The sequence below is a fragment of the Streptomyces sp. NPDC017529 genome (assembly GCF_044329785.1).
In the GTDB taxonomy this organism is placed as follows: domain Bacteria; phylum Actinomycetota; class Actinomycetes; order Streptomycetales; family Streptomycetaceae; genus Streptomyces.
Genome location: NZ_JBIRJY010000029.1, coordinates 20994 through 46651 on the forward strand (window position 1 = coordinate 20994; position 25658 = coordinate 46651).

Annotated in this window: 20 protein-coding genes; 6 read left to right on the plus strand and 14 right to left on the minus strand. The window is 69.4% G+C overall.

Features of this window, described 5'->3' with window-relative positions:
* Window positions 1-528: 528 nt before the first annotated feature.
* From ACH4K4_RS36000 to ACH4K4_RS36010, 3 genes are all read right to left on the minus strand, one after another.
* Window positions 529-1407: a carbohydrate ABC transporter permease gene (locus ACH4K4_RS36000; protein ID WP_398173629.1), complete on the minus strand. Its 879-nt coding sequence runs from the start codon at window positions 1405-1407 to the stop codon at window positions 529-531.
* The gene (locus ACH4K4_RS36005) at window positions 1404-2381 is read right to left on the minus strand and encodes a carbohydrate ABC transporter permease (RefSeq protein ID WP_398173696.1); all 978 of its coding nucleotides are present in this window, start codon (window positions 2379-2381) and stop codon (window positions 1404-1406) included. Before ACH4K4_RS36005 ends, ACH4K4_RS36000 begins: the two co-directional genes overlap by 4 nt.
* A gap of 94 nt (window positions 2382-2475) precedes the next feature.
* Window positions 2476-3795, minus strand: a complete 1320-nt coding sequence (locus tag ACH4K4_RS36010; protein ID WP_398173630.1) for an ABC transporter substrate-binding protein — start codon at window positions 3793-3795, stop codon at window positions 2476-2478.
* 267 nt (window positions 3796-4062) lie between these two features.
* On the opposite strand from ACH4K4_RS36010, the gene ACH4K4_RS36015 reads away from it, so the two are divergent.
* From ACH4K4_RS36015 to ACH4K4_RS36025, 3 genes are all read left to right on the plus strand, one after another.
* The gene (locus ACH4K4_RS36015; RefSeq protein WP_398173631.1) at window positions 4063-6546 is read left to right on the plus strand and encodes a glycoside hydrolase family 2 protein; all 2484 of its coding nucleotides are present in this window, start codon (window positions 4063-4065) and stop codon (window positions 6544-6546) included.
* Window positions 6543-7568: a LacI family DNA-binding transcriptional regulator gene (locus ACH4K4_RS36020; protein ID WP_398173632.1), complete on the plus strand. Its 1026-nt coding sequence runs from the start codon at window positions 6543-6545 to the stop codon at window positions 7566-7568. The genes ACH4K4_RS36015 and ACH4K4_RS36020 overlap by 4 nt, the downstream gene beginning before the upstream one ends.
* Before the next feature lie 281 nt (window positions 7569-7849).
* Window positions 7850-8860: a glycoside hydrolase family 5 protein gene (locus ACH4K4_RS36025; protein WP_398173634.1), complete on the plus strand. Its 1011-nt coding sequence runs from the start codon at window positions 7850-7852 to the stop codon at window positions 8858-8860.
* Between the two features lie 624 nt (window positions 8861-9484).
* On the opposite strand, the gene ACH4K4_RS36030 is transcribed toward ACH4K4_RS36025, so the two are convergent.
* Together ACH4K4_RS36030 and ACH4K4_RS36035 are read right to left on the minus strand one after the other, a co-directional pair.
* Complete coding sequence (locus ACH4K4_RS36030; RefSeq protein WP_398173636.1) at window positions 9485-10360, minus strand: PaaX family transcriptional regulator C-terminal domain-containing protein; 876 nt, start codon at window positions 10358-10360, stop codon at window positions 9485-9487.
* The gene (locus ACH4K4_RS36035; protein ID WP_398173638.1) at window positions 10357-11001 is read right to left on the minus strand and encodes a GNAT family N-acetyltransferase; all 645 of its coding nucleotides are present in this window, start codon (window positions 10999-11001) and stop codon (window positions 10357-10359) included. Before ACH4K4_RS36035 ends, ACH4K4_RS36030 begins: the two co-directional genes overlap by 4 nt.
* Window positions 11002-11125: 124 nt before the next feature.
* On the opposite strand from ACH4K4_RS36035, the gene ACH4K4_RS36040 reads away from it, so the two are divergent.
* Window positions 11126-12190: an alpha/beta hydrolase family protein gene (locus tag ACH4K4_RS36040; protein WP_398173640.1), complete on the plus strand. Its 1065-nt coding sequence runs from the start codon at window positions 11126-11128 to the stop codon at window positions 12188-12190.
* Between the two features lie 255 nt (window positions 12191-12445).
* Complete coding sequence (locus tag ACH4K4_RS36045; protein ID WP_398173642.1) at window positions 12446-13147, plus strand: class I SAM-dependent methyltransferase; 702 nt, start codon at window positions 12446-12448, stop codon at window positions 13145-13147.
* A gap of 14 nt (window positions 13148-13161) precedes the next feature.
* Here the strand turns inward: ACH4K4_RS36045 and ACH4K4_RS36050 are convergent, their stop codons facing one another.
* The 6 genes from ACH4K4_RS36050 to ACH4K4_RS36075 all read right to left on the minus strand — a co-directional run bounded on the left by ACH4K4_RS36050 (window position 13162) and on the right by ACH4K4_RS36075 (window position 19888).
* On the minus strand, window positions 13162-13851 hold the full coding sequence (locus ACH4K4_RS36050; RefSeq protein ID WP_398173644.1) for a DUF5825 family protein: 690 nt from the start codon (window positions 13849-13851) through the stop codon (window positions 13162-13164).
* Window positions 13848-15758: a RiPP maturation radical SAM C-methyltransferase gene (locus ACH4K4_RS36055; protein ID WP_398173646.1), complete on the minus strand. Its 1911-nt coding sequence runs from the start codon at window positions 15756-15758 to the stop codon at window positions 13848-13850. Before ACH4K4_RS36055 ends, ACH4K4_RS36050 begins: the two co-directional genes overlap by 4 nt.
* 58 nt (window positions 15759-15816) lie before the next feature.
* A complete protein-coding gene (locus ACH4K4_RS36060) occupies window positions 15817-16617 on the minus strand; it encodes a hypothetical protein (RefSeq protein ID WP_398173648.1) in 801 nt (266 codons plus the stop codon).
* Window positions 16614-17615, minus strand: coding sequence for a DUF692 family multinuclear iron-containing protein (locus tag ACH4K4_RS36065; RefSeq protein ID WP_398173650.1), 1002 nt, complete (start codon window positions 17613-17615; stop codon window positions 16614-16616). The genes ACH4K4_RS36060 and ACH4K4_RS36065 overlap by 4 nt, the downstream gene beginning before the upstream one ends.
* Complete coding sequence (locus tag ACH4K4_RS36070) at window positions 17612-19603, minus strand: B12-binding domain-containing radical SAM protein (protein ID WP_398173652.1); 1992 nt, start codon at window positions 19601-19603, stop codon at window positions 17612-17614. Before ACH4K4_RS36070 ends, ACH4K4_RS36065 begins: the two co-directional genes overlap by 4 nt.
* A gap of 132 nt (window positions 19604-19735) precedes the next feature.
* Window positions 19736-19888 (minus strand): hypothetical protein, encoded by a 153-nt coding sequence (locus tag ACH4K4_RS36075; protein WP_398173654.1) that lies wholly within the window; start codon window positions 19886-19888, stop codon window positions 19736-19738.
* Window positions 19889-20260: 372 nt separating this feature from the next.
* Here ACH4K4_RS36075 and ACH4K4_RS36080 point away from each other — a divergent pair, with 372 nt between their 5' ends.
* Window positions 20261-21037 (plus strand): class I SAM-dependent methyltransferase, encoded by a 777-nt coding sequence (locus tag ACH4K4_RS36080; protein WP_398173656.1) that lies wholly within the window; start codon window positions 20261-20263, stop codon window positions 21035-21037.
* Window positions 21038-21472: 435 nt separating this feature from the next.
* Here ACH4K4_RS36080 and ACH4K4_RS36085 read toward each other — a convergent pair whose 3' ends face one another.
* The 3 genes from ACH4K4_RS36085 to ACH4K4_RS36095 form a co-directional block, all read right to left on the minus strand.
* Window positions 21473-24001: an ABC transporter permease gene (locus ACH4K4_RS36085; RefSeq protein ID WP_398173658.1), complete on the minus strand. Its 2529-nt coding sequence runs from the start codon at window positions 23999-24001 to the stop codon at window positions 21473-21475.
* A gap of 85 nt (window positions 24002-24086) precedes the next feature.
* Entirely contained in the window at window positions 24087-24842 is a 756-nt protein-coding gene (locus ACH4K4_RS36090; RefSeq protein WP_398173698.1) for an ABC transporter ATP-binding protein, read from the minus strand.
* A 431-nt stretch (window positions 24843-25273) separates the two neighbouring features.
* Complete coding sequence (locus tag ACH4K4_RS36095) at window positions 25274-25552, minus strand: hypothetical protein (RefSeq protein WP_398173660.1); 279 nt, start codon at window positions 25550-25552, stop codon at window positions 25274-25276.
* Window positions 25553-25658 lie beyond the last annotated feature (106 nt).

The window sequence follows — 25658 nt, forward strand, 5'->3', positions numbered from 1 at the left end:
TCCCGTGCGCTGCGCGCTTGTGACGGGGCTTCCGCTGGTTTCGTGATGTTGTTGTGGGTGTACTCGCCGTACAGGGAGCGCTTGCTCCCGCCGGCGGAGAGGACACCATGCACTGTCACCGGGGTGGTGCCGAGGTGATCCGGGGGTCTGACGGCCGCTGGTCCTGCAACTCTGGGGCGTCCGGATGACCGAGCCCGCTCCCGACCCACAGAACGACGCTGTCGTGGTCCCGGCGATTTACTTCACCTCGTCGTCGTGCCCGCAGTGCCAAAGCGCCATTGACGGGCTCAACGGCCGTTTCGCGTGCGACATCTGCGGCACCACCTTCACTCTGGAGCCAGCACCCAGCTGACGCAGCGCACATCGCCCAGAGGAATGCGACATGAGGAAGAAAGTCGGCGGAATGGGCCAGCCTGATCTGTGCCAATGGCCTGGCGAGCGTGCCCCGGTTCCCGGTCCGAGCAGGAGGTAAGTCCTGCCCCGGCGCAGCGCAGGTCGCAGCGGGGAAGTCAGCGGGCCGGCTCCAGGTCACTTGGTGGCGCCTTCGGCGACCCCGTTGTAGATGTACCGCTGCAGGAAGAGAAAGGCGAGCAGGGTGGGAACGATGACGAGGACGGTCCCGGCGGAGATGGTTTCCCAGTGCGCTCCGAATGGGCCTTTGAAGCGGAACAGGGCGGTGGACATCGTGCCGAGGTTTTCGGACGGCATGTAGAGGAAGGGAATGTAGAAGTCGTTGTAGACCGTGATGCCTTTGATGATGACGACGGTCGCGATGGCCGGTTTGAGCAGTGGGAGGATTATCTTGCGGTAGATGGTGAAGGCGTTCGCCCCGTCCAGTCGCGCGGCCTCGTCCAGTGAAACCGGGATGGACCTGATGAACTGCAGGAAGATGTAGACCGAGACGATGTCGGTGCCCATGTAGAGCAGCACCGGGGCCCACCGGGTGTTGAACAGACCGAAGCTGTTGACGACCTGGAAGGTGGCGACCTGGGTCGTGACGCCGGGTACGAGGGTGGCGACCAGGAAGAGTGCCAGGACCGGTTTCTTGGCCCGGAAGTCGAACCGGTCGATGGCGTAGGCGGCCATGGAGCCGATCACGACGGTGCCAGTGATCGAAAAGGCCAGGATGAAGACCGTGTTGCCGAGGGCCGTGAGCAGATGGCCGTCGTTGAAGGCCGTGGCGTAGTTGGAGAGGTTGAGCCAGTCGTGCGGCAGGGTCAGCGCGCCGCCGGCGGTGACCTCGCGGGAGGTTTTGAGCGAGGTCAGGAAGACCACAGTAAGCGGGATCAGCACCACCGCAGCGGCGGCGATCAGGGAGAGGTAGGTCAGGCCGGTGCCGAGGCGCGGGCGCCGGGGGCCGGGGGAGGCCGGGGTGCGGAGCGCGGCCGCGGTGCGGGGCATGGTCATACGGGGTCCGCCTTTTCGTCGGGTACGAGCCGGCGCTGGACCCAGGTGATCAGCACGATGATCGTGAGCAGTACGACGGCCGCCGCCGATGCCAGGCCCGTTTTGTTGAACTGGAAGGCGAGCTTGACCGTCTGGATGACGAAGGTCGAGGTGCCGGTCGCGCCGCCGGTCATGATGTACGGGATCTCGAAGACGGCGAGCGAGCCGGAGACCGCCAGAAGGACGCTCAGGGTGAGAACGGGCCTGATGCCCGGCGCGATGATGTACCGGAACTGCTGCCATCTGCTCGCCCCGTCGAGCTGCGCCGCCTCGTACAGCTCACCGGGAACCGACTGGATGGCGCCCAGGAACAGGACGAAGTTGAGCCCCGTGAAGCGCCATACGGACACCCCGGCGAGCGAGGCGTTGGCCGACTCGGGGTCGCCGAGCCAGGCGTGTCCGCTGTCGGCGCCGAACCAGGCCAGGACCGAGTCGAGGGTGCCGCCGTCCTGGAAGAAGTAGAGGAAGACGAAGCCGATGGCGACGCCGTTGATCAGGTAGGGGAAGAAGAGGATGCCCTTGAAGAGGTTCCGTAGGCGCAGGTCGAAGCTGAGGATCGTGGCGAAGTACAGCGCCGCCGCGATCTGCACCGTGGAGGCGGCGAGGTAGTAGAGGCTGACGAGGAACACGCGGAACAGTTCGGGCCGGGTGATCAGCTGTTGGTAGTTGTCCGCGCCGGTGAAGTTGCGTTCCGGGCTGATGCCGTCCCAGTCGGTGAAGCTGAAGTAGATCATGTTGCCCACGGGGACGTAAGTGAACGTGACCAGCAGCGCCAGGGGTACGGCGAGGAAGAGCCAGGGGGTGGCCCGCCGCCAGGGGTGTGAGTGCCAGGAGCGCGGTGCGGCGGCGGGGGAGCGGCATGTCTGCCGGTGCGGGGAGACGGCGTCGGCTGCTTCGGCGGCGGGCGTCGGTGTCCCGCCGGTGGTATCGGTCATCATGCGGGCCTCGGCCTTTCGTCGTCCGGGAGGGCGGTGGCCGCGTAGTACGCCGGGCCCGAGGGGGACGGACCGGGCTGCGGACGCGGTCTCGTCATGGGCGAACGCTCCGGGAGGCTTCGACCCAGCGGCGGTCGAGGTCCGCGAAGTAGTCGTGGAGACTGCCCGGTTGAGCACCGCGGGCGAGGTCGACGATCTTTTGACGGTAGTCCTGCTTGGCGAGTCCGATCTCGGAGGCGTCGTCGATGGCATTGACCTGCGCGGTTCTCGCTTCGGAGCGCTCCACCAGCTTGACATCGTTGTCAACGTACGGTTGGAGATTCGACGGCAGCGGTACGGACCGGAGGGCGGACACCGCCCCCTGCGACTGTGCGTAGCCCGACTTCTCGGTGAACCAGTCGATCCAGGCGCGGGCGGCTTCCTTGTGTGGTGAGTGGACGTTCACCGCTTGCTGGTAGTCGGAGAGCAGCATGGCGCAGAACTTTCCGCCCTTCTGCGCGGGGAACGGCATGAACCCGATGACGTCCGGGTTCATGCCTGCCTTCGTGGCGGCGTCCCGCAGCTGCGAGATTGCCCAGGAGCCGAGCAGCATGCTGCCGACCTGCCCTTTGGCGAGGAGATTCTTGGAGTTCTCCCAGTTGGTGGTGGTCGGGTCCTTTTCGGCAAGGCCGCCGTGGACGATGTCGTACAGCAGGGAGTCGATGACGCCGAGGTCGCTGCCGGGGGACCAGGGGCGGGTGGCGGTGGCCAGCACGTCGCCGGCCTTCGCGTCACAGCTGACCGAGCCGACGCTGTTGGACCAGGGCGTACCGAGCGGCCAGCCGTCCTTGAAGTTGGTGTAGTACGGCACCGCGCCCGTCCTGGCCTGCACCGTACGCAGTGCGGCGAGGAACTCCGCCGGGCTGGTGGGCCATTCGGTCACCCCGGCCTTCTGCCAGACGGCCTTGTTGTAGGCGAACCCGTTGGCGGAGCCGAAGGTGGCGATGCCGTACGTCTTGCCGCCGACGTCCGTCCTGCCGGTGAAGCGGTACTGCTTGCTCATCGCCGTGGTGTTCCCCAAGGGGGCAAAGAATTTGGGGTAGTTCTCCTTGGCGATCGCGGAGGGGATCATCAGGACGTCCCCATAGTCCTCCGTGTTCATCCGGATCCTGACTTCGCCTTCGTAGTCGGTGATGCCCTCGAACTCGACCTCGGCCTTGGGGTAGGCCCGGTGGAACTCGGCCGCGTACCGCTTCAGTACGCCGTTCTGGACGAGGTCGGTGCGGTGCGTCAGGACCGTGATGCGGCCCGATACAGCGTTCGGGTCCGAGGGGGCTGTCGCGGTTTCGCCCGAGGGCGCGCCTACGCCGCCGCAGCCCGCGACGGCCAGCGCCGCCGTGGCGACGAGTGCGCAGGCAAGCGTCTTCCTCCCCATGGGCCCAACTCCTTCCGGGGGTCCGGTTCATGTCTTCGGTGGGATGCCGGAACTATGACAGCGACAGCTGAACCGGTAAAGCTGATGTTTCGTTCACGATGCGCAATCGTTACCGTCGATCGGCGCGTACGCCAAGTGGACAGGTAGAGCGTGCAGTTGACGGATCCGTTTCTTGGAAGCAACGACTAGACCGGTTTACCTGACACGGGCTAGGTTGGCTCCGCATTCGCCTCAACCGGGCTCGCGCCCGCTGATTGGAGCCGCGCCATGAAGGACGTCACCCCGCTCACCGAGGGCTGGAGGCTGAGGCACGACGGGGCGTCACTCGCAGCCGAGGTCCCCGGCTGCGTGCACACCGACCTGCTGGCCGCCGGGCTGATCCCCGACCCGTTCCTCGGACGAAACGAGCGCGACGTGGCCTGGGTCGGGCGGCGCGCATGGACGTACACGACCGACCTCCCGACCGCCCCGGCCGTCCACGAACGTACGGACCTGGTCTTCGGCGGGCTGGACACCGCGGCGCGGATCACGCTGGCCGGTGAAGAACTCGGACGTACACGGAACATGCACCGCAGCTACCGCTTCGATGTCACCGGGCGCGCCGGGGAACTCCGCGTGGAGTTCGCCTCCGCCTACGACGAGGCGGCAGCCGTGCGGGCGGTCACCGGAGAGCGGCCCAACGTCTATCCCGAACCCTTCCAGTACATCCGCAAGATGGCGTGCAGCTTTGGCTGGGACTGGGGTCCCACCCTCGTCACCGCCGGCATCTGGCGCCCGGTCCGGCTGGAGCACTGGTCGACGGCCCGCCTGGCGCGGGTCCGCCCCTTGGTGACCGTCGAGGGGACGACCGGCCGGGTGGAACTGCGGATCGAGGTGGAGCGCACGCGACAGGCTGCGGCGCGCGAACTCGTGGCTCACGCCGTGGTCGCCGGGACGGAAGCGTGGGGAGCGGCCGTCGTCGAGGACGATGAGGCCGTCATCGTTCTTGAGGCGCCCGACGTCGAACTGTGGTGGCCACGTGGCAATGGTGACCAGGCGTTGTACGAGGTGGAAGTCACGCTGTACGAGGTGTCCGGGGCGCCTGCGCCGCCGGCAGCGTCTGAGGCGCCGGCTTCCGCACCTGGGCAGCACCCCCTCGACACATGGCGGCGCCGTATCGGTTTCCGCACCGTGGAGGTGGACCGCGGCGCCGACGAGCACGGCACCGGGTTCACGTTCGTCGTCAACGGCATCCGCGTCTTCGCCCGTGGCGTCAACTGGGTCCCCGACGACGTCCTGCCCTCCCGTGTCACCCCGGACCGCTACCGCTCCCAACTCGCCCGGGCCGCCGACGCCAATGCCGATCTCGTACGGGTGTGGGGCGGTGGCATCTACGAGGACGACGCCTTCTACGACGTCTGTGACGAGCTGGGCCTCATGGTCTGGCAGGACTTCCCCTTCGCCTGCTCCGCGTACCCCGAGGAGCAGCCGCTGCGTGGCGAGGTGGAGGCCGAGGCCCGGGACAACGTCGTACGCCTCATGCACCACCCCAGCCTCGTGCTGTGGAACGGCGGCAACGAGAACCTTTGGGGCTTCCGCGACTGGGGGTGGGAGACCGAACTCGCCGGGAACTCCTGGGGAGAGGGCTACTACCTCGGTCTGCTGCCCCGCGTGGTCGCCGAACTCGACCCCACCCGCCCCTATACGGCAAGCAGCCCCTGGTCCGGTTCCTGGGACCACCACCCGAACGACCCGTCCCACGGCACGCACCACTCGTGGGAGGTGTGGAACCGCAAGGACTACGCCGAGTACCGCGCCGACGTGCCACGCTTCGTCTCCGAATTCGGCTGGCAGGCGCCCCCGAACCTGGCCACCCTGCGGCGCGCCCTGCCAGGTGAGACACTGGCGCCGGACTCACCCGGGATGCTCCACCACCAGAAGGCCGAAGACGGCAACGACAAGTTGAATCGCGGCGTGGCGCGGCATTTCACCCTCCCCGACGGGGACTTCGACCGCTGGCACTACCTCGCCCAGGTCGTCCAGGCCCGTGCCGTGGCCGCCGGAATCGAGCACTGGCGCTCCCACTGGCCCGTCTGCGCGGGCACCGTCGTCTGGCAGCTCAACGACTGCTGGCCCGTCAGCTCCTGGTCGGCCATCGACGGCGACGGCCGCCTCAAACCCCTCTACCACGAACTGCGTCGCGTCTATGCCGATCGGCTGCTCACCCTGCAGCCCGGCCCTGACAGACCGGTCCTCGCCCTGGTGAACCAGAGCGCGGACCCCTGGCGCACGCCGGTCACCCTGCGCCGTATGGAAGCCGTCGGTGATGCGGCCGCGGCAGAGAGGCTCGCCGCCTACGAGGCGACGCTCGACCTGACCGTCGAGCCACGGGCCGTACTGCGCCTCCCCGTACCGAGGGACCTCGTCCCCGCCGAGGGCTCCAAAACCGAGTACCTGGTCGCGGACGCCGGGGACCTGCGCGCGGTGTTCTTCGCCGTACGGGACCGGGACTTCGCCTACCCGGGCCCCCGGTTCGATCTCGCGCTGGAGCCCGTCGCCGGCGCGGCGGATACAGTCGACCTCGTGGTGACAGCACACACCTTGATACGCGACCTCCTGCTCCAGGCCGACCGACTGGCACCCGACGCCGTCGCCGACCGGGGCCTGGTGACCCTGCTGCCCGGCGAGCGGACGCGCATCCGGGTACGTGGTGCGGCCGATGCCGGGAGCGAGGAGTTCCGCGCCGCCCTCTTCTGCCTCGGGTCCTCGTGAGCGCCACACCCCGGCGGGCCACCATCAAGGACGTCGCCGCCCGGGCCGGTGTGTCCAAAGGGGCCGTCTCCCTGGCCTTCAACGACAGACCGGGGCTGTCACAGGCCACCCGGGACCGCATCTTCACGGTCGCCCGCGAACTCGGCTGGGAACCGGACTCCACCGCGCGCAGCCTCTCCAGCCGACGGGTGGACGCCGTGGGACTCGCCATCTGCCGGCCGGCCCGGCTGCTCGGGCTCGAACCGTTCTACATGGAGTTCATCTCGGGCATCGAAGGCGTCCTGGCCGAACGGTCCTGCTCACTCCTGCTGCGCCTGGTGCGCGACCTGGACGAGGAGGTCGCGCTCCAGGAGAGCTGGTGGCGCGCCCGTCTGATCGGCGGCTCCGTCCTGGTGGACTTCCACGAGGACGACCCCCGCGTGGAGCCGCTGCGGGCCCTGGGACTGCCTGCCGTCGCGGTCGGGCACCCGTCACTCACCGGCGGGCTGCCCTCCCTGTGGACGGACGACGCCACCGCCGTCGCCGAAGCCGTCCGCTACCTCGCCGCCCTCGGACACCGCCGTATCGCCCGGGTGGGCGGACCCGCCGGCCTGGGACACAGCATGATCCGCGCCACCGCGTTCGAGACCACGCTGCGCGAACTCGGACTCGACGGCACCCGGCAGATCGCCACCGGTTTCGCGGGCGAGGAAGGGGCCCGCGCCACCCGCTCCCTGCTGCTCGCCCCCGACCGTCCGACCGCGATCCTGTACGACAACGACATCATGGCGGTGGCCGGCGTCGGCGTCGCCGCCGAACTGGGCATCTCCGTACCCGATGACCTGTCTCTCCTGGCCTGGGACGACTCGCAGTTGTGCCGTCTCACCCACCCCGCACTCTCGGCGATGAGCCATGACGTGCACGCCTTCGGCGCCGAAGTGGCCCGGGCCCTCTTCGACGTGATCGCCGGCAAGGACGTCGCATCACGCCCGGTCCCGCGGCCGGCCCTCACCCCACGCGGTTCCACCGCGCCGCCGCCGTAGTGAGTGTCGGCAAGGGTGGTGGCGCTTACGCACCCCCGATATCGCGCCCACTCGGCGCCTTCGTAGGCGGCCGAAAAGGGCCTGGTGTCCGTTTCGCCGCCAGTTGATCCATCGCAGGAGACCTCCACGCCGCATCGTCGGCTCAGGCAATTCGCCGTCCGGCCGCCGACCGCCGAAAAGGTTGCCGCGCTGGCCGAACCTGGCGGAATCCGACGGTCGTTCCCTGGCGGGCATATCGAATGCCTCTCGCCACCACCCATCGACATGAAGGAAGCGTTGCCGTGAAATCCCATCTGTCCACTCTCGCCGCGACGGTGAGCATTTTCCTCCTGGCTCCGTCCCCGGCCCTGTCCAACGCCGTGGACACCCAGCCCCGCGTGCTCGCCGCCACCGGCCTTCATGTGAAGAACGGCCGGCTCGTCGAGAAGAACGGCGCCGATTTCGTCTTCCGCGGTGTCAATCATTCCCACGCCTGGCACGCCGACCGGACCGACCTGGCCCTGTCCGACATCAAGCGTTTGGGAGCCAACAGCGTCCGCGTGGTGCTGAGCAGCGGCGACCGCTGGACGAAGAACGACATCGCCGATGTCCGCGCGGTCATCTCCCGGTGCAAGGCGAACCGACTGATCTGCGTACTGGAAGTCCACGACACCACCGGTTACGGCGAACAGGCGGGAGCCGTTTCCCTCGCCCGCGCCGCTGATTACTGGATAAGCGTCCGCGGTGCCCTGCGGGGCCAGGAGAACCACGTCGTGGTCAACCTCGGCAACGAGCCGCACGGCAATAACAACACCGGCCACTGGGCCGCGGACACCAAAGCCGCCATCGCCCGGCTGCGCGCGGCCGGCCTGCGTCACGCCCTGATGGCCGACGGCCCCAACTGGGGCCAGGACTGGTCGGGAACCATGCGGCGCCAGGCGCGCTCCGTGCTCGACGCCGACCCCGACCACAACACCGTCTTCTCCGTCCATATGTACGGGGTCTACAACACCGCCGACAAGGTCAGGAATTACCTCGAAGCCTTCACCCGGGCCAAGCTGCCTCTTGTCGTGGGGGAATTCGGTCACTACCACCCGAGTGGTGACACGGACGAGGACACCATCATGGCGCGGACCCAGGCCGCACGCATCGGCTACCTCGGCTGGTCCTGGAGCGGAAACAGCGGCGAGGACAGCCACCTGGACCTCAGCAACCACTTCGACGCCAAGTCGCTGACCCCGTGGGGACAGCGCCTCTTCAACGGCGCCAACGGCATCAAGCAGACCGCCAAGGAAGCAACGGTCTACCGCTGATCACGGAGCAGCGCGCCCAGCGGACCCGGTATGGCACGCCGACGGCGATCCGGTCGATCGGCGGGAGCGTGCCATCGGGCAACGGCCATGACATACGGCCCGCGGTCCGTCGCCTTCTCTCGGTCCGGTGCCTGAACTCTCGGAGGGCACCGTGACGGCCGGGCCGGCGGCTGCCGGGACGCTGGGTGTCGATCGAAGACGGCGGTCGGTTACGAGGAACGCCGTTCCCCCGATATCCAGTTGTCGAGCTTCGTCTGGATGGCGCGGCGCAACGGCCTGGAACCGGACCCCCGGCTGGTAGCCCTGCATCGCGAGCCACTCCTTATCGACCCTCCCCGGAACGCTGCCACGCGATGACGAACTGACCGGCCTTCGGCGCATACTTTGGCCGCGCGGACCGGACCGACAGGTCGTCGGAAGTGAATGCGTGAGCCGCGTACTCGGCGCTCTCCAGGTCGGGTACCGGCGGCGAGCGGGCAAAACCGCCGGGGGCATGCATCAACATCTGGCACCGGCCGGTACGGATCTCAGTGCTCAACCTTGGCCCGGTGCGCGTCTGTCCGCAGGGTGGGTGCTTCCGGTGCCTGACGACCATAGGAATGGCCTGCGTCGTCTGTTGTGCTCTCAGTGCGTGGCTCGCTCTGCTGCTTCTCGGGTGATGTCGGTGTAGAGGTGGAAGAGCGCCGGGCGGGTTTCGCCGTGGTCGCGTTCGTGCAGGGCTGCCCAGCACCGGGCGACGAGGTGTCTGGCGTGGGTGCCGGGCCAGGGGTGGGGCAGGAGTTGAGGGGGCAGCAGTGGTTCGGGCTCCATGGCGCGGGTGAGTTCGGCGGCCAGCTCGACCGCGATGGTGAGGAGCGTGGAGGGGGAGAGCGCGGCGGGGCCGGTGAGTCGGGCGAGGCGGGGCTGGGCGATACGGGTGAGGCGGTGGTAGCGGTCGGCGATCTCCTGCAGGGGCCACAGGCAGCGGGCGAGTTCGGCAGGCTCTTGGGTGGTTCCCTTGCGCAGGTCCGTCGTGGTGAGGAGGGTGAGCGCGTCATGGGCGCCGAGGCGGTGGGCCGCTTCTTCGACGTACGGCTCCCAGGCGTTGGCGCACACGTACAGCCCGCCCTGGAGTGGGGCGCCGCCGAGGTGGACGAGCGTCTCGCGCAGGGAGTCCCGTGCCGTGCGCGCCGATTCGGGCAGCGCGAAGCCGGCCAGATGCCAGACGCCGTCCCAGGGCGTGTGTCCGGCGTCCTGCCGGAAGGCGTGCCGCAGGAAGTCGGCGTTGGGGGCGAGGGTGCGTGTGGTGTCCGCGGTCGCGTGCAGCCGCGCCTTGCGGCCTCGGCCCTCGTGGGTGAACCGGCCCTCGGTCACGAGGCGTTTGACGCACAGCCGCACCTGCTGATCGCTCATGCCCAGGGTGTTGGCGACGGTGTACAGCTCGTCCGCGTCGACGGAGCCGTCCTCGCGGATCAGCGCGTGGACGAGCATGCGGGTGGGGATCTCGATGTGGTCGGTCATGGTGTGCGCGGTCCTGTCGTCCCGTTCGCCTCGGCAGGGCGGAGCATGGTGGTCACGGCGCCGAATCCCAGCAGCCGGCGCAGGTAGGGCGTGCGCTCGGTCCGTACGGCCGTGAAGCCGCGGCGCTCGTACAGGGCCCTGGCGCGCGGGTTGGTGTCGATGACGTCCAGTCTGATCTCCCGGCAGTCCTGCTCCGCGGCGATGGCGGCCACTTCCTCGATGAGCAGGCTGCCGACGCCGCGGCCGCGTATGCCCGGGTCCACGGCGATGCCGTCCATGACGAGCTGCCCGGGGGCCGGGTGGCGTTCGAACAGGGCGAGGAGCGGGAGTCGGCGCAGTCCTCGCAGGTGCCCGTACGTGCGCAGTACGGCGCGGGCCGATCCCCCGGTGAGGGCCCGGCCGCCGAGCTGGTAGCCGGCGAGGCCGACGAGCTGCCTGTCGAGGAGCGCGCACACCGCGCGATCGGTGTTCAGGTGGGCGGCCAGGAAGGGCACCGCCTTGTCCGGCGGGTTCAGGGCGGGGCCGAGTTTGCGACCGAAGGCTTCCCAGTACAGCTCGGCCGCCCGCCGCTCGGATCCGGCCGGGACGCCCCGTCGGACGGTCACCGGTCCAGTGCCGGCGCCTGTGGTGTCCAGTTCCATGCCGTGCCCCTCTCTCGATCCTCGCGCCGTAACCTCAACCCAAATCTATCATTCTCTTGACGGTCGTGCGTGTGGTGATAGTTTCGGTGCTGCGTAAGCCACCTAGCAGAGGCGGTCAGATCTCATGCGTCCCAAGGTCCAACCCCGACGGCGCGGGCTCCGCATCGCCGTGTGGTCACTCGTCACGGCCCTGGTCATGGCCGCAGGTCTCCTCGGTGTGGTGCTGTGGCAGAACTCCTACGACATGGACGAGCAGCGCGTCACGATCCGCCACGGCGGCCACACCCTCAACGGTGTACTGGCCACCCCCAAGGACGGCCGCAAGCGCCACGGGCTGGTCGTGAACATCCATGGCGACGGGCCCGTCAACGCCACTCACGACGACGGCTACAAGCCCCTGTGGGAAGCGAACGCCAAGGCCGGGTACGCCACCCTGTCCTGGGACAAGCCCGGCGTCACGGGCGCACCCGGCAACTGGCTCGACCAATCCATGGACGACCGGGCCGACGAGGCGGCCGCCGCCGTCGCCTGGGCGCGCGCCCGACCGGACATCGACGGTGACCGGATCGGGCTCTGGGGCGCCAGCCAGGCGGGCTGGGTGCTGCCGAAGGTCGCCGCCAAGACGCCCGTCAGCTTCGTCATCGCCGTCTCACCCGCGATCAACTGGCTCCGGCAGGGCCGCTACAACCTCCTCGCCTCACTGCGTGCCGACGGCGCGTCACCGGCCCGCATCAAGGCCGAGATCGCCAAGAGCGACGCCACCCGTCGGCTGCTGGCACGCCATGCGACCTTCGAGGAGTACGTCAGGGCGAAGGGTGGCGACGCCGGCGGCATGACCGCCGATCGCTGGGGCTTCATCTCCAGGAACTACACCGCGGACGCCACACAGGACCTCCGTTTCCTGCGCGGCGTCCCGGTACTGCTGACGCTCGCAGGCCATGACATCAACGTGGACACCGCCGACACGGAGCGCACCTACCGCAAGGTGCTCAACGCCGACGGCGCGTTGGCGGTCAAGCGTTACCCGGACGCGGCCCATTCGCTGCTCAAGCAGTCCATCGAGCAATCCGACATCAAGACCACGCTGACCGCGCTTTTCGCCCCCCGCGCGCTCTTCGCGGACGGCTTCCTGGATGACCAGCGACAGTTTCTGAAGAATCTCGGCCGAGACGGCAACGCCACTCCCTGACACTTCCGCAGGATCGGCCGCGGCGCGTGGGCACGTCCGCGCGTACCGTCCGGTGCGTCTCGGAGCGAACACCGGCATCCGGTGCCGTCGTCGGTGATGCGCTGTTCGGCGAGCTGCGTCGAATGAGACATGGTGTGTGAGGCGGCGGTGATTTTGCCACGGTCGTATCGCACACCGGCCTCGGGTGCCCTTATGGTGGTGGCTCCGATCCGGCCCCGCACCGCTGCTCAATGCGGCTCGACACGGGAGCTTCAGATGGGCGAGAGGGCATACGGACCCGCACATCGTGGCGAGGGCAGCGGTCCTGGGGCGTTCACGCCGGACGGGAACGCGGTGGAGCTGTACTCCAGGCTTCCTGCCGGAGCCGAGCCGGAGGTCATTGCTCGGGTCGTTCCGCCAGGGGCCTCGATACTCGAACTGGGTGCGGGGGCCGGGCGACTGACCCATGTGCTGCTGGAGCGCGGATATCGCGTGGTGGCCGTGGACGAGTCGGAGGAGATGCTCCGCCGAATCAAGGGTGCCCGTACAGTGCACAGTTCCATCGAGGGACTGAACCTCGGTGAGCAGTTCGACGTCGTACTGCTTGCTTCACACCTACTCAACACCGCCGAGCCGACCTCACGCGACGCGATGTTGCGAAGCTGTCGTCGGCATGTGGCGGACGCGGGGCAGGTGTTGGTGGAGCGTCAGGGCGAGGACTGGTACGGCCCCCGCAAGGCACCGGTCGGCAGGGAGCGGGCGGGCATCCGCATGCGGATCGTCTCCGCGGACCGCTCGGTGCCCGGCGTCTCCGACGTACGCATCGAGTACGAGATCGACGGCATGCGGTGGACCCACTCCTTCCGCGCCCGGGATGTCCCGGACGCGATGCTGGAGCGCATGCTGGCGGCGGCCGGGCTTCGTCTGGTCCGGTACCTCACCGAGGACCACAGTTGGGTGGAAGCGGTTCCCGTTTGAGCTTCCTCGTCCGCCTACGGGATGGTGGTGCTCAGCGGCCAGCGGCGGATCCGGTACGGCGTCCACCACAGGAAACGTCCCGCCCGGTGGATCAGGCCGGGTGGCAGATACCTCGCGACGACCGAAGAGGGCACGCCGGTTTCCGGCAGACCGCGCAAAAGCGCCTGGAACAGGTCGTCATGCTGGTGGGTGCGGATGACGAGGCGCTTGAACGAGCCGCTGCGGCGGTCACGGATCTCGATGAAACCGGGGCCACGGCGGTAACCGCACTTCGCGGCGTGGAACGAGTCGCGCCACTGGACGACGATATCGTCGCCGGAGCCGCTGAGACCGCCGGCCCCGTCCCGGATCACGGCGGTGGGCGGGTGGAGGTGGCTGAGCGGCTGCCAGTCGTCCGGCGTGCCCGTGCCGGGCTCGGGCAGGCGCAGCGTCCAGTCGACGGCGATGCCGAAGGCGGTGAGTTCGCGGACGGCTACAAGGGCTGTCACCGCGGCGGCGCCGTCTCGATCCGTCAGGTCGACGGTCCGGGACAGCCGGGCGAACTGGACATGACGGGCGGCAAGGTCCGCGATGGTGCCCACTTGGTCGCCGATCAGGTCGAGGGTGCCGGCATACACCCCTGGGATGTTCCTGGCCGCCGGGTCGCGTTCCCTCCACAGGTCCAGGGCCACTGGCGCGGGGGGCCGTGCGGCAAGCGGGCTCATCGGATCCCTCCGGTGGCGGCGAGGGCCGGGGCGAGGGGCTCGGCGCTGTGCAGGCGGCTGCCGTCCAGGCGCATCAGGTCCTGGTTGGCGACCTCCGGGGCGACATGAATGTACTGGCCGCCGTCGGTGAAGACGAGACCGAGGGAGCGCCAGCGGGCGAGGATCTCATTGATCCGGGTCTCGGTCGCGTCCTCGTGGCGGGCAGCGGCCTTGTGCAGCACGGCCGCGGGGGAGTGCGGCATGTCGAGGAGGCGGAAGACGGTCATCTCCAGCGGGTCCGTCAGGTCGAGGAGGTGCCAGGCGAATCCGGGGCGGGTGTCGACGAGGACGATGTGGTCTCCGAGGTCGCAGTGGGTCAGACGGCAGTGCACATAGGCGTCCTTCCAGCCGTTCACGGCCCGCTTCAGACGGTCCAGGCAGGACGGGGAGATGCCGCGTTTGGGGGAGTCGAAGAGGTAGACCAGGTCGGCGAGTTCGGAGTCGGGCAGGTCGTAGATGTGGTGGTAGTGGGAGGCGGGGCGCAGCTGGTCGAAGCCGAGTTCGGGCCGGTCGAAGTAGGGGCTGAAGCGTTCGACTTTGATGCGGGTGGCGTTGAAGGGCGGGGTGAGGTGATGCAGGGCGGGGACCTGGTCGGAAATCTCGTCGTAGTCCTCCTCCAGCTCGCCGGGGAAACCGTAGAGGTAATTCCAGTTCAGGTTCATGCCGACGGTCTCCGCGTCGCGCAGCAGCCGGACGTTCTGGCAGCCGGTCACGCCCTTGTCCATGATTTTCAGGACCCGGCTGCTGAGATTCTCGACACCGGCCTGGATGTAGCCGATGCCGGCCGCGTCGAGGGTCCGGAGCTGTTCGCGCCGCAGGTTCGACTTGATCTCGTAGCACAGGCGCAGGTCGTAGCCGGACTCCTGAAGCAGGGGTGCCATCGAGGTGAGGTAGGCCATGTCGAGGATGTTGTCGGTGACCCACACGTCGAGGATGCGGTATCGCTCGACCAAGCCGAGGATCTCGTCGACGAATCGCTGCGGGTTCTTGCTGCGGAACTCCATGAACGAGCCGTTGAGCCCACAGAACGTGCAGTGGTGCTTCTCTCCCCACCAGCAACCGCGCGAGCCCTCCACGACGATGCGGGGCTCCACCCAGCTGCCCGCGGTGGACCGTGCGTGGCGGTCGAAGTAGTCGCCGTACTCGGGGGTGACCAGCGCCGCCGGGGGCAGGGGCTTGTCCTCCATGGGATTGGTGACGCAGCGGCCGTCGGTGTCACGCCAGCACAGGCCGGAGATTTCCGAGAGGTCGCCACTGTCCCGGAGCGCGGCCAGCAGCTGGGGGAACGTCGCCTCACCCTCACCGCGTACGACGAAGTCGACGAACGGGAAGTTCCGGTGCAGTGCCGCGCCCTGCGGGCCGTCGCAGTTCGCGCCGCCGAACACGGTCATGGCGTGCGGAGCGCGGACCTTGACCGCACGGGCGGCGGCAAGGGCGGCGGCGTTCTGTGCGAACGTCGTGGTGAAACCGACGACGTCGGGCGCACCGGCGGCGATCCCGGCGGCGGTCTCCTGCACGAACAGCGGGGCGAGTTCGTGCAGTTCCTGTGCCTTGGCGAGCAGCGGCTCGGGTGCCCGTTCCCCCAGTGACCCGCTGAACTCCGTGACGTTCCAGCGGGGATGCCCGTTGAGGGCGGCCGAGAAGATCCACTCGCTGTGTCCGGAGAAGTACGAGCTCGCGCAGAAGTCGTACTCCTCGAAGGTGAAGCCGGTACGTGCCGTCAGCCAGTCGACGTAGTCGAGGTTGGCGTGCACGACATCGACCCGGGCGTCCGGGAAGACGTCGAGGACCCGGCGTTTGAGGATGCCCAGGGCCAGCGACGGGGCGTCGATCGCCGACCACGGCATGTCCACCAATACGATGCGCATGACAGTTCGTCCCCTTTCTCACCGAGGCCGTTCGGCGTGCCCGCCGAAGTGGGCGGCGTCACCAGAGCCCGCGCCCGGACAGCGCGCGGCGGGCTGCGTCACCCTCGGCCGATGGGGTGGTCTCGAATGCCGCGGTGATGTGCGCGGAGACGGCTCCGCGCGTGACCCCGGCGGGTGTGGCGAAGTACGCGTAGGCCACCGGACTCCCGTTCTCCAGCCGGGCGGCGGCCGTCGGGCGATCCGCCCAGGAAGCGACGGAGCGGGGCGTATAGCGGCGCAGGGCCGCATGGCCGCGGCCGGTCGTGACGATTCCCCCGACGGCGATGTCGAACGACAGCGGCTGTTCGCAGACCAGCGCCGTGAACAGGGCCGTCATCAGTTCGTGCGTCACGGTTTCGCGCAGCACGACGGGCGCGTCCACGTCTGCGCTCGCGAGCCGCTCCGGGTGCCCGGCGACGAAGCCGAGCAGATACGAGGCGAATGCCTCCTCCACGGACAGCCCGCGCCCGGTGTAGGGAACAAGCCGGAACCTGCCGAACTCCTCGGAGTGGAGGAACCCGGTGAGCAGTTCCGCGTCCTGGACGCCCGCCGCCGCGAGTATGCGCAGGCTGCCCGGGAACGCGGAAGCGATGCCGCCATTCCTGCCCAGCTTCCAGATCGCCGTGCGGAACTGGCGCGCGGCGCTGTCGAGTTCGGTGAGATCGACCGTTTCCAGGCACTCCAGCTCACCGGCTCCCGAGGCGACCGCTGCGGCGCCCTCGACGGCCAGGCGCTGCCTGAGGCGTTCGTCCAGCAACAGCCGCATCAGCAGGTCGGTGAGCTGCTGACCGTCCAGCCGGCGACCGGGGTGTGCCCTCATAGGGGCCCCTGACCTTGCCACTCGGCGACCAGCGCCTTGAGCCGGTCGTAATTGCGCCGGGACTTCTCCACCAGCCGGCCGTCCTCACGGAACACCGGGTCTTCGTAGGTGACGCCGGTGAGATGCGGACAGCGGGACAGCAGATGGGCGGTGAGGTCGATCTGCTCGTCGAGGAGCACGCCGTGGTGCAGATCGCGGAACTTCCCGTTGACGACCTGGCAGCCCGACAGGTGGAGTTCGCGGCAGCGGCGCAGCGGGAGTGCCTCCATCCCGTCGAACATGTACGGGCCGGTGCGTCCGCGCAGCCACTGGTAGCTGAGCAGGTGCCCGACGTCGAGCGTCACCCACACATCGGCGTCGTCGGCCAGCCTGGCGAAGTACTCGAACGCGTCGAGGCTGCCCAGCGCGAACGAGCCGCCCTCGGTGAAGCCGGGGAACTCGACGTGCAACGGCGGCACCAGGAGCCGCGCGGCCTGGGCCGCATTGCGGGTGGCGATCTCCAGCCCGGGCTCGGTCAGCGGCGGTGGGAGCGGATACGGCAGCGGACAGCCGCGCAGGCTCCAGATCCCCAGGTCCTCCACCACCCAGGCGAAGCCGTACCGGGCGTGGAGCTCGTTGGTGAACTCGGCGGCCGGCCGGCGGTCGTAGCGCTCGGGCGTGCCCATGTTGAGCTCGGTCTGGTGAAAGGCCCGGGGAAGACCGGCAGGCAGCGCCTGCCCGAACCGGTCGTAGGGGCGGACGTAGTCGGCTGCCCGGGGAAGAGCACGCGAGCGTGGCTGGAAGGAGTGGGCCGCGTATCCGAAGTCACCGCCATGGCGCCGGAAGAAGGCCCGCAGCCGGGGGCTGATGTCGCCACCGTCGTCCGTGTCCACGAACCCGACGCCCCGCCCGCCGACACCCTTTCCGGACCATGGCATGTCCACAAGGACACCGAGACCCAGCCGGTGTGCCGGCCCGCTGCCCGCGGTGCGCGCGGCGGTGGGAGAGGGGGTGGTCACGTCGACCTCCTGGTGCGCTGGGCGGCTGCGGGTACCACCGGATACGGCTCGGCGGCCGATACGTCGACCAGACGCGCCAGCAACCGCTGTCCACGGGCGGTGCGGGCCGTGAGCAGACCGTCGGGGTGCTGTTCGATGTCACGGCGCGGCAGCGCGTAGAACTGTTCCCACACCAGGTCGGCGACCAGGATGCGGTCGGGTACCGCGTCGAGACGGGCGGGCACGGTACGTACCCACGGGTGCGGCCGCGCGGCATCGGCCGGGTGCGAGCCGCCCCGGTCCGCTGCGCGGCGCGACGGCGGGTGGACGGTGCTCACCCGGCCGGGCCGTACCACCTGGAAGACCCGCTCCAGCCGGGCGAGGGCTTCGGTGCGCGTCGGACCGCCGTGGACCGCCAGTGGGTAGCCGACCCGGCCGGCCAGGTAGCTCAGTTCGGGGTTTCCGGCCAGCCGGCCCGAGGTGTCCAGCGAGACCCCGAAACGCTCTGGGGACTGTGCGAGCCTGCTGCCCGGTTCGGGCACCAGGAGTTCGAGTGCGTCGATGCCGATGTGCCGCTCGTTGGCGACCAGGAACCGCAGGGACTCCTCGAATTCCTCCGGACGCTCGTCCAGGACGTGGCCCATCACCGAGAACCGCAGAGTGATCCCCGCCCCGGTGACGTTGTCCACGATCCGCTGGTAGTCGGCCGCGCGCACACCCCGGTCCATCAGGTCGAGCAGGCGCTGCGAATTCCCCTCGTAACCGACGGCGATCATCGCACAGCCCGCTTCTGCCAGCGTCCGGCAGAACGCCGGGTCGGCCAGGCTGGACTCCAGCCGGCTGCGCACTCCGAACCGGACCCGCACACCGCGCTCGCGCACGGCGCGCATCGCCTTCGAGACCAGGCGCAGATTGGTGTTCTCGTCCACGATCGCCACGAACCGTGTCCCCGTGTCACGGACCACCGTCTCGACCGCATCGGCGACCTGCCTCACGGTCGCCTGCTGGTACCTGCCGGGCGGCAGCGACCGGTTGCCGTACGCGCAGAACGCGCACCGCCCCCAGTAGCAGCCGACGCAGGAGATGATCGCCACTTCCATGCCCTCGTTGAGGTACGAGCGGACCGGCAGGCCGCCGTGGTCGGGAGGCCCGAGATCGCGGAAACGCAGGGCCGGCGGCCGTCGGGAACGGCCGGCGGCCCCCGAGCGCGGCAACCAGGTCATGCCGGGCACCGCGGTCGAGGGAATCGTTCCGTCGAGGGCGTCCAGCCAGCGTTCGAGTGGCTCCTCCCCGGCGGTCCAGCACAGTGCGTCAACCGTGCGGCGGAGGCCCGGCAGGTTCGCGAGGTCCGTATCGCGGAGCATGACCTGCTGCCCACCCAGGCAGATCCTGGTGCGCGGGCGGAGCCTCCTGATCCAGGCGGCGATCAGGAGGGCGGGGCCGAGCTGGCTGAAGAAAGCCACCGACAGCCCGACCACCCGCGGCGGATGGCGGGCCAGCAGTTGGTCCACCAGTCGGTGGAGCACCTCCACCGCGGATCCGGATGCGGCGGGCGGCAGATCCGCCGCCCGCCGCACCGCACTGTCGAGTTCGTCGAGATCCCGCCAGGCCGATGTCAGGAAGGTGTTCCGCACGAACAGTTCGAGTGCCTGCCGGGCGAGTCGCACCGAGCGTGCGGCGCCGAGCTCACCCGGTGACGTCTTCCGCATGACCTGTGCGCGGACCTCGTGGATGTGCCGGTGGACGGCACGGGCCATCTCCCTGCGGTACCAGTCGCTCATACCGTCGCCAACCTCGGCACGCGCCGCGTCCTCCAACATGCCCGGGTCGCGCAGCAGTTCGTGGAGCAGGGCGATGTTGAGGTCGGCCTGATGGACCCGTCGGCCCCGGCGTCGCAGATGGCCGGTGAGATAAGGCAGGCTCAGGTACGGAAAGAACCTGGCTTCGGTCTGCGGTGGGAAGAGGAGGAGTACGTCGACGGGGTCACCGTCCACCGGTACGCGCGGCACGACCCACCTCCTCGTCCGACGGACGGCCGTACATCACGGTGTGCTCTTCGCGGACGCGTGACGCAGCGTGGGGCCCCAGGGGCGACCGGGGCAGAACCGCACTCGACCCGCAGCAACGGGGCGGGCCGGGCCTCAGTCGGCGGTCTGGTAGATGTCCTCCGCGTAGATATAGGCGTAGGCGTGGTAGGCGCCGCCGAGCTTCAGTTCCTTGGAATCAATCACTTCCAGTTCGTCGAGCTCCGAGAATTCATCTTCGACGGTCGCTTCGGAGTGCAGAGCGGTCATGATCCCTCCCTGACGGGAAAATGGCAGATTGCCGAATGGAAGATCAGTTTCGCGCTGATTTCGAGTCGCACCTCGTGTGCGTCGCCAGAGCGGCTCCCGCTCCACGGTAGTTCCGGGCCGCCGAAGTGCACAACGCCGAAGGAGTCGCGAATGTGAGACATGCTCCGGGATCTCCGCGGGCATCCGCAATCCGGAGCCCGTTGTATCGCTGACAGCGTCGACTGTGACTCCGGTGTCACCGGGCAACCCGATACGCCTTCCCGTAGCACGCACTTCCGGCTCCGCGCGGTGCGGCACTGCCACGCCGGCCTTGACGACCAGGAAGAACAAGGAGAACCTCCCGTGATGGGGAAGCCACAGGACATGAGACCCATGACGGCACAGGAATGGGATCTGACCTATCAATTCGGCGACCCGGTGTGGGACGAGCCGCCCACCGCGACCCTTGCCCGCCTGCTCACCCGCCACGCGCCGCCACCCGCAGAAGTGATCGATGTGGGATGCGGGCTGGGCGCCACGTCACGCTGGCTCGCCGAGCACGGCTATCAGGTCACCGGGTGCGATTTCTCGTCGCAGGCGATCGAACTGGCTCGCGCCCGGATCCCCGAGACGCCGGCTGTCCGATTCGCGATTGCCGACGTCATGCGCGTACCACCGCAGCTGGGCCAGTTTCCGGTAGTACTGGAGCGGGGGGTGCTGCACGCCATACCGCAAACGACGGACAGACGTCGCTTCGTCGAGGCGATGGCGCGTGTCTGCCTCACAGGGGGGCTCTGGGTCCATGTAGGCGCGAGCGCCACGACGCTGGAAGCGGAGCGTTGCGTGGCGCGGGGCCCCTCCCGCATGGCCGAACAGACCTTCCTCACCCTGGTCGAACCCTATTTCACCGTTCTGGCGATCGACTACGCGCCGTTCGGCAGCCGCTCGGCCACATGGCAGGCGCGGCACGCCGTACTCCGCTGCCAGGCGCCTCCCGATCAGCCCTCGCCTGAGCCCCGGCCACCTCGCGAATCGACTACCGCGCCACCACAGTCGGCCCCGGCCTCATCGTCCGCGCCAGCCGCCCTCCCACCCTCGCAGAAGGCGGCGTCCCGGCCGTTCCCAGCGGGTCTCTCACCGACACCCACGTCTCCCCGCAGCGCTGTGTGACGGGCGTTCGCCACCTCCGGACGCCGGAAAACCCCCGGGAATTCCGGCGCCCGAGCACCGTCCGCCTCCTAGGAGGGCCCGTGCGTAAAACGTTCTTCGATTCGTTTCCGCTCGGATGCCAGGGGAGTTGGCGCGGGTGTCGGCGCACGGGCGCGCTGGCTCGTCGCGGAAGGCGCGCCCGTCAAGCCACCTTGGGAGGCGGGTAGGTATGCCGACATCTGTTGTGCAATTGCTGCGCGGAGGGGCGCCGGGTGTTTGCCATGGCGCCACGCGAATTGGCAGGCGCGGAATTCCATCGCCGAGTATGAGGGCTGGGAGGTCATCTGTTCCCGACTCACCTCGGGCAGTCTCGTCACCATGGACGCGGGACTGCGCAACTTCGTCCCGGGGCGCCCGTTGAGAGTGCCCTCCCGGCGGGGCAGGCCGCGGCGGGGTCTACTGGGCTGCTGTCGCGGAGGGGATGTCGACGCGGGCGGCCCTGCGGGCGGGCCAGAGCGAGGCGAGCAGCGAGCCTGTCAGGGCGATCAGGATGGTGAGGGCGAGGCGGCCCCAGGGCAGGACCAACTCGTAGCCTGCGACGTTCGCTTGGAGGGTGCGTCCCACTGCCCAGCCGAGGAAGACGCCCATGACCGTGCCGAGGGTCGCGCCGAGCGCGCCGATGAGCAGGGCTTCCAGGCGGATCATCCGGATTACTCCGGCGCGGTCCAGACCGAGGGCGCGCAGCGTGCCGAGTTCCTTGCGGCGTTCGAGGACGGACATGGCGAGGGTGTTGGCGATGCCCAGTGCGGCGATCATCAGGGCCATGCTCAGCAGGGCGTAGAAGACGTTGAGCTGATCGCCGATGCCACGGCTGTCCTGGGCGCGGATGTCTGCCTGGTCGAGGACGCTCAGCGTGGGGTTGTCGCCGAGGGCGTGGGTGACGCCTGCGCGCGCGGCCCGGCTGGTTCCGCCGTCCGTGGCGACGAGGATCCCGGCGGTGCTCGGGGCGGAGTCGTAGCGGGCGACGAGGGAGTCGGGTGCGGTGATGCTGGGCATCAGGTCGCTCTGCTCGTCCGCCTGGTAGATGGCGCCGATGGTGACGCTGCCGCGCTGGTCGTTCCGCTTCTCCAGGGGCAGGGTCTGCCCGACGTGCCAGCCTGCCTGCTCGGCCTTGAAGTCGGCCACGGCGATCTGGCCCTCGGCCAGGCTGTCGAGGGAGCCCTCGACCACGTCGTACCGCAGCAGTTTGCCGATGGTGTCGGGGTTGACGCCGGTCAGGACGGCGTCGCTGCCGCCCAGGCGGTATCCGGTGGACTGATTGAGCGGGCTGTACGTGGCGCCGGCCAGCTTCTTCAGGGGCGCGGCGGTGGTGGGGGTCATCCGCTGGCCGCCCGCGGACTTCACCACGTAGTCGGCGCTGAGGGCGTGGGTGGTCGCGCGGTCGAGGTACTGGGTGGCCGAGGCCCCCAGGACGGACAGGCCCGAAGCGAGGGTGAGGGCGATGGCGAGCGCGGCGGCAGTGGCGCCGGTGCGGCGCGGGTCGCGCACGGTGTTACGGACGGCGAGGTCACCGTGTACCGGGGCCAGACGGGTCAGCAGCGGCCGGAACAGGGTGACGACCGGCCGGGACAGCAGCGGGATGAGGCCGATGGTCCCGGTCAGGGTGAGGGCCGCGCCGAGGCCGATGACGGTCCGGGCGTCCTTCCCGGTGCCGAGGGCTCCGTACAGGACGGCGGCGGTGCCGGTGAGTACCAGTGCGGCGCCGAGGCCGGTACGCAGGGAGCCGGGGCGTGCGGGGGCCGTGTGCTCGGCGGCGCTGAGCGCGGCGACGGGCGGGATGGCCATGGCCCGGCGGATCGGGAGCCATGCGGCGATCATGGGCAGGAGGGTGCCGACCAGCATGGAGATGATCACGGTGGTCGGGGTGAGGACGAGCGGCGCGGCCGGGGTGTCGGCGAAGAGCGTCCGGAGCAGGGCGGCGACCCCGGTGCCGACGGCGAGGCCGGCCACGGAGGCGATCGCGCCGACGAGGAGGGACTCGGTGAGCAGGATGCGCCGCACCTGCTCGCGGGTGGCTCCGACGGCCCGCATCAGGGCCAGTTCCCTGGTGCGCCGGGCGACCAGCATGGTGAAGGTGTTGGAGATGAGGAAGGTGGCGACGAACAGGGCGACCGCGGCGAAACCGACCAGGATCTGGCTCATGGTGCTGGTGCCGCTGGTGGCGAGGTTCGCCTTGATCTGGGCGAGCCGGGCCCCGGTGACCGCGCTGGTGCTCTTGGGCAGCACCGGTTCGACGCGGCTGAGGAGTTGCGTCACGTCAGTGCCGGGTGTGGCCGTGAGTTCGATGTTCTGGTAGCGGCCGGGTTCGAGGAAGAACTTCTGGGCGGTGGTGTCGGCGAACAGCGTCAGGCTGCCCCCGGCGGGGAGCTTGGTCCCGTCGGTGCGGAAGATGCCGCTGAGGGTGTAGGAGGAGGCGCCCTTGTTCGTGCCGACGCGTACGGTGTCACCGACGCGGTAGCCGCCCTTGGCGGCGGTGGCCTCGTCGAGGGCGATCGTGCCCTTGCCGGTCGGGCCGGAACCCTCGGTGAAGCGGTACGCGGGGTCCTTGCCGTCCGCCGCCGGAGCGAAGTTGCCGCCCCGGGCGTCCTTGGCGTTGCCGAGGGGCTTGCCTTCGCGGTCGGCGACGGCGGCGAAGCCGTCGACCCGGCCCGCGGCGGCGGCGACGCCGGGGAGCTTGGCCAGCGCGGTCGCGGTGCGGGCGTCGAGGTTGCCCGGTCGGCCGTGGTGTGCGGGGTCGGCCTCGGCGGAGACGTTGACGGCGATCCGCTCGTAGCCGTCGGTTGCCTTGGCGGTGGTGGCCTGGTTCAGGCTGTCGCCGTAGACGAGGCTGCCGGTGATGAAGGTGACGCCGAGCATGACCGCGAACGCGGTCATCAGCAGGCGGGCCTTGTGCGCGAACACGTTGCGCAGGGCGGTACGGAACATGGGTGTGGAGTCCTGGGAGGCCGGCTCGACGGAGGCGAGCGGATGGGCTGGCTGGCTGGTGCGGTGCCGGTGTACGAGCCGGTCGTCAGCTGGTGCGCGAACGGGTGTCGAAGGCCTTCATCCGGTCCAGGACCTGGTCCGGGGTGGGGGCTGTCATCTCGTCGACCAGGCGGCCGTCGGCGAGGAAGACCACGCGGTCCGCGTAGCCGGCGGCGACCGGGTCGTGGGTGACCATGACCACGGTCTGGCCCAGCTCGCGCACCGATTCGCGCAGGAAGCCGAGGATCTCGGCGCCGGAGCGGGAGTCGAGGTTGCCGGTGGGCTCGTCGCCGAAGATGATCGCGGGCCGGGAGGCCAGGGCGCGGGCCACCGCGACGCGCTGCTGCTGCCCGCCGGACAGCTGCGCGGGCCGGTGGCCGAGGCGCTGGGAGAGGCCGACCATGGAGATCACACGGTCCAGCCACTGCTGGTCGGGGCGACGACCGGCGATGGTCAGCGGCAGCGTGACGTTCTCCAGGGCGGTCAGCGTCGGCAGCAGGTTGAACGCCTGGAAGATGAAGCCGATCCGGTCGCGGCGCAGCGCGGTGAGCTGCCGGTCGCCCAGCGTGCTCAGTTCGGTGGTGCCGACGCGCACGGAGCCGGAGCTGGGCGAGTCGAGCCCGGCGGCGCAGTGCATCAGGGTGGTCTTGCCGCAGCCGGAAGGCCCCATGATCGCGGTGAACTCGCCCTCCCGGAACTCGATGCTGACCCGGTCCAGGGCGACGACACGGGTGTCGCCGCTGCCGTAGACCTTCGTCAGGTCGGAGGCGGCGGCCGCGATCCCGGGCGCCGTGTGCTGCATGCGCGGGGTGGCGGGGGCGACGGGCATGGGGACTCCTCTTCGGGTGCGGAACGGTGCACTTCGAAGGGTGTCCGGGGAACGTATCGGGGTCTGAGCCGCTGTGTATCGGCGACCGCGCCGCTTCGTAGCAGTTCTGTAGGGGTGGGCGCCCTGGTACGCCGGGCGGGCCGGCGCGTGCGCGGTGTCCGAGGCGGTGGGGCGGCCGCATCCGTGCCGGGCGAGCGTGCCCGAAGCGGCGGGCCGTACGTCCGTGCCTCACACGGCCCGGGTGACAGCGGCGGGAGCGGGGACGTACACATACACAAACTGACAGGACCCCTCGGCGCACCTGTGCATGGACAGCACGGGTGCTACCGAGAGGTCCTGGCCCGTCGGAGTACTTCTCCCACCTTCCACCCCGACCGCTGAGCGATCAGCTCATTCACGCGTTCTTACGGGCGCTCCGGCTTCTTCACGACGCCTCGGGTCAGCATTCCGACGGCCAGGAGCGTCCCGCCGAAGCACATCGCGATCAGGCCGAGCAAGGCGGCGGGCTGCCCCACCTCGCCCTTCATCGGATCCATGCTGAGGGCAGCGATGAACAGCAGCACGGACGTGATGACGGCGAGTGCGCCGACGCCCCACACGCCGATGGACGTGGCGGTCTGCGCGCGGGAGGCGACGCCGCTGCGGCGCGGCTGAACAGGGGATGCGTTGTCGGACGTGTTCACGGTTTTCTCCTCGGGATTCGTGTGACCCCTTCGGTCGCGCACAGCGGTGACCGACCGGTCACAGGGGCTCCGTTCCAGGTGCGGAAAGGCACACTTCAAAGGATGC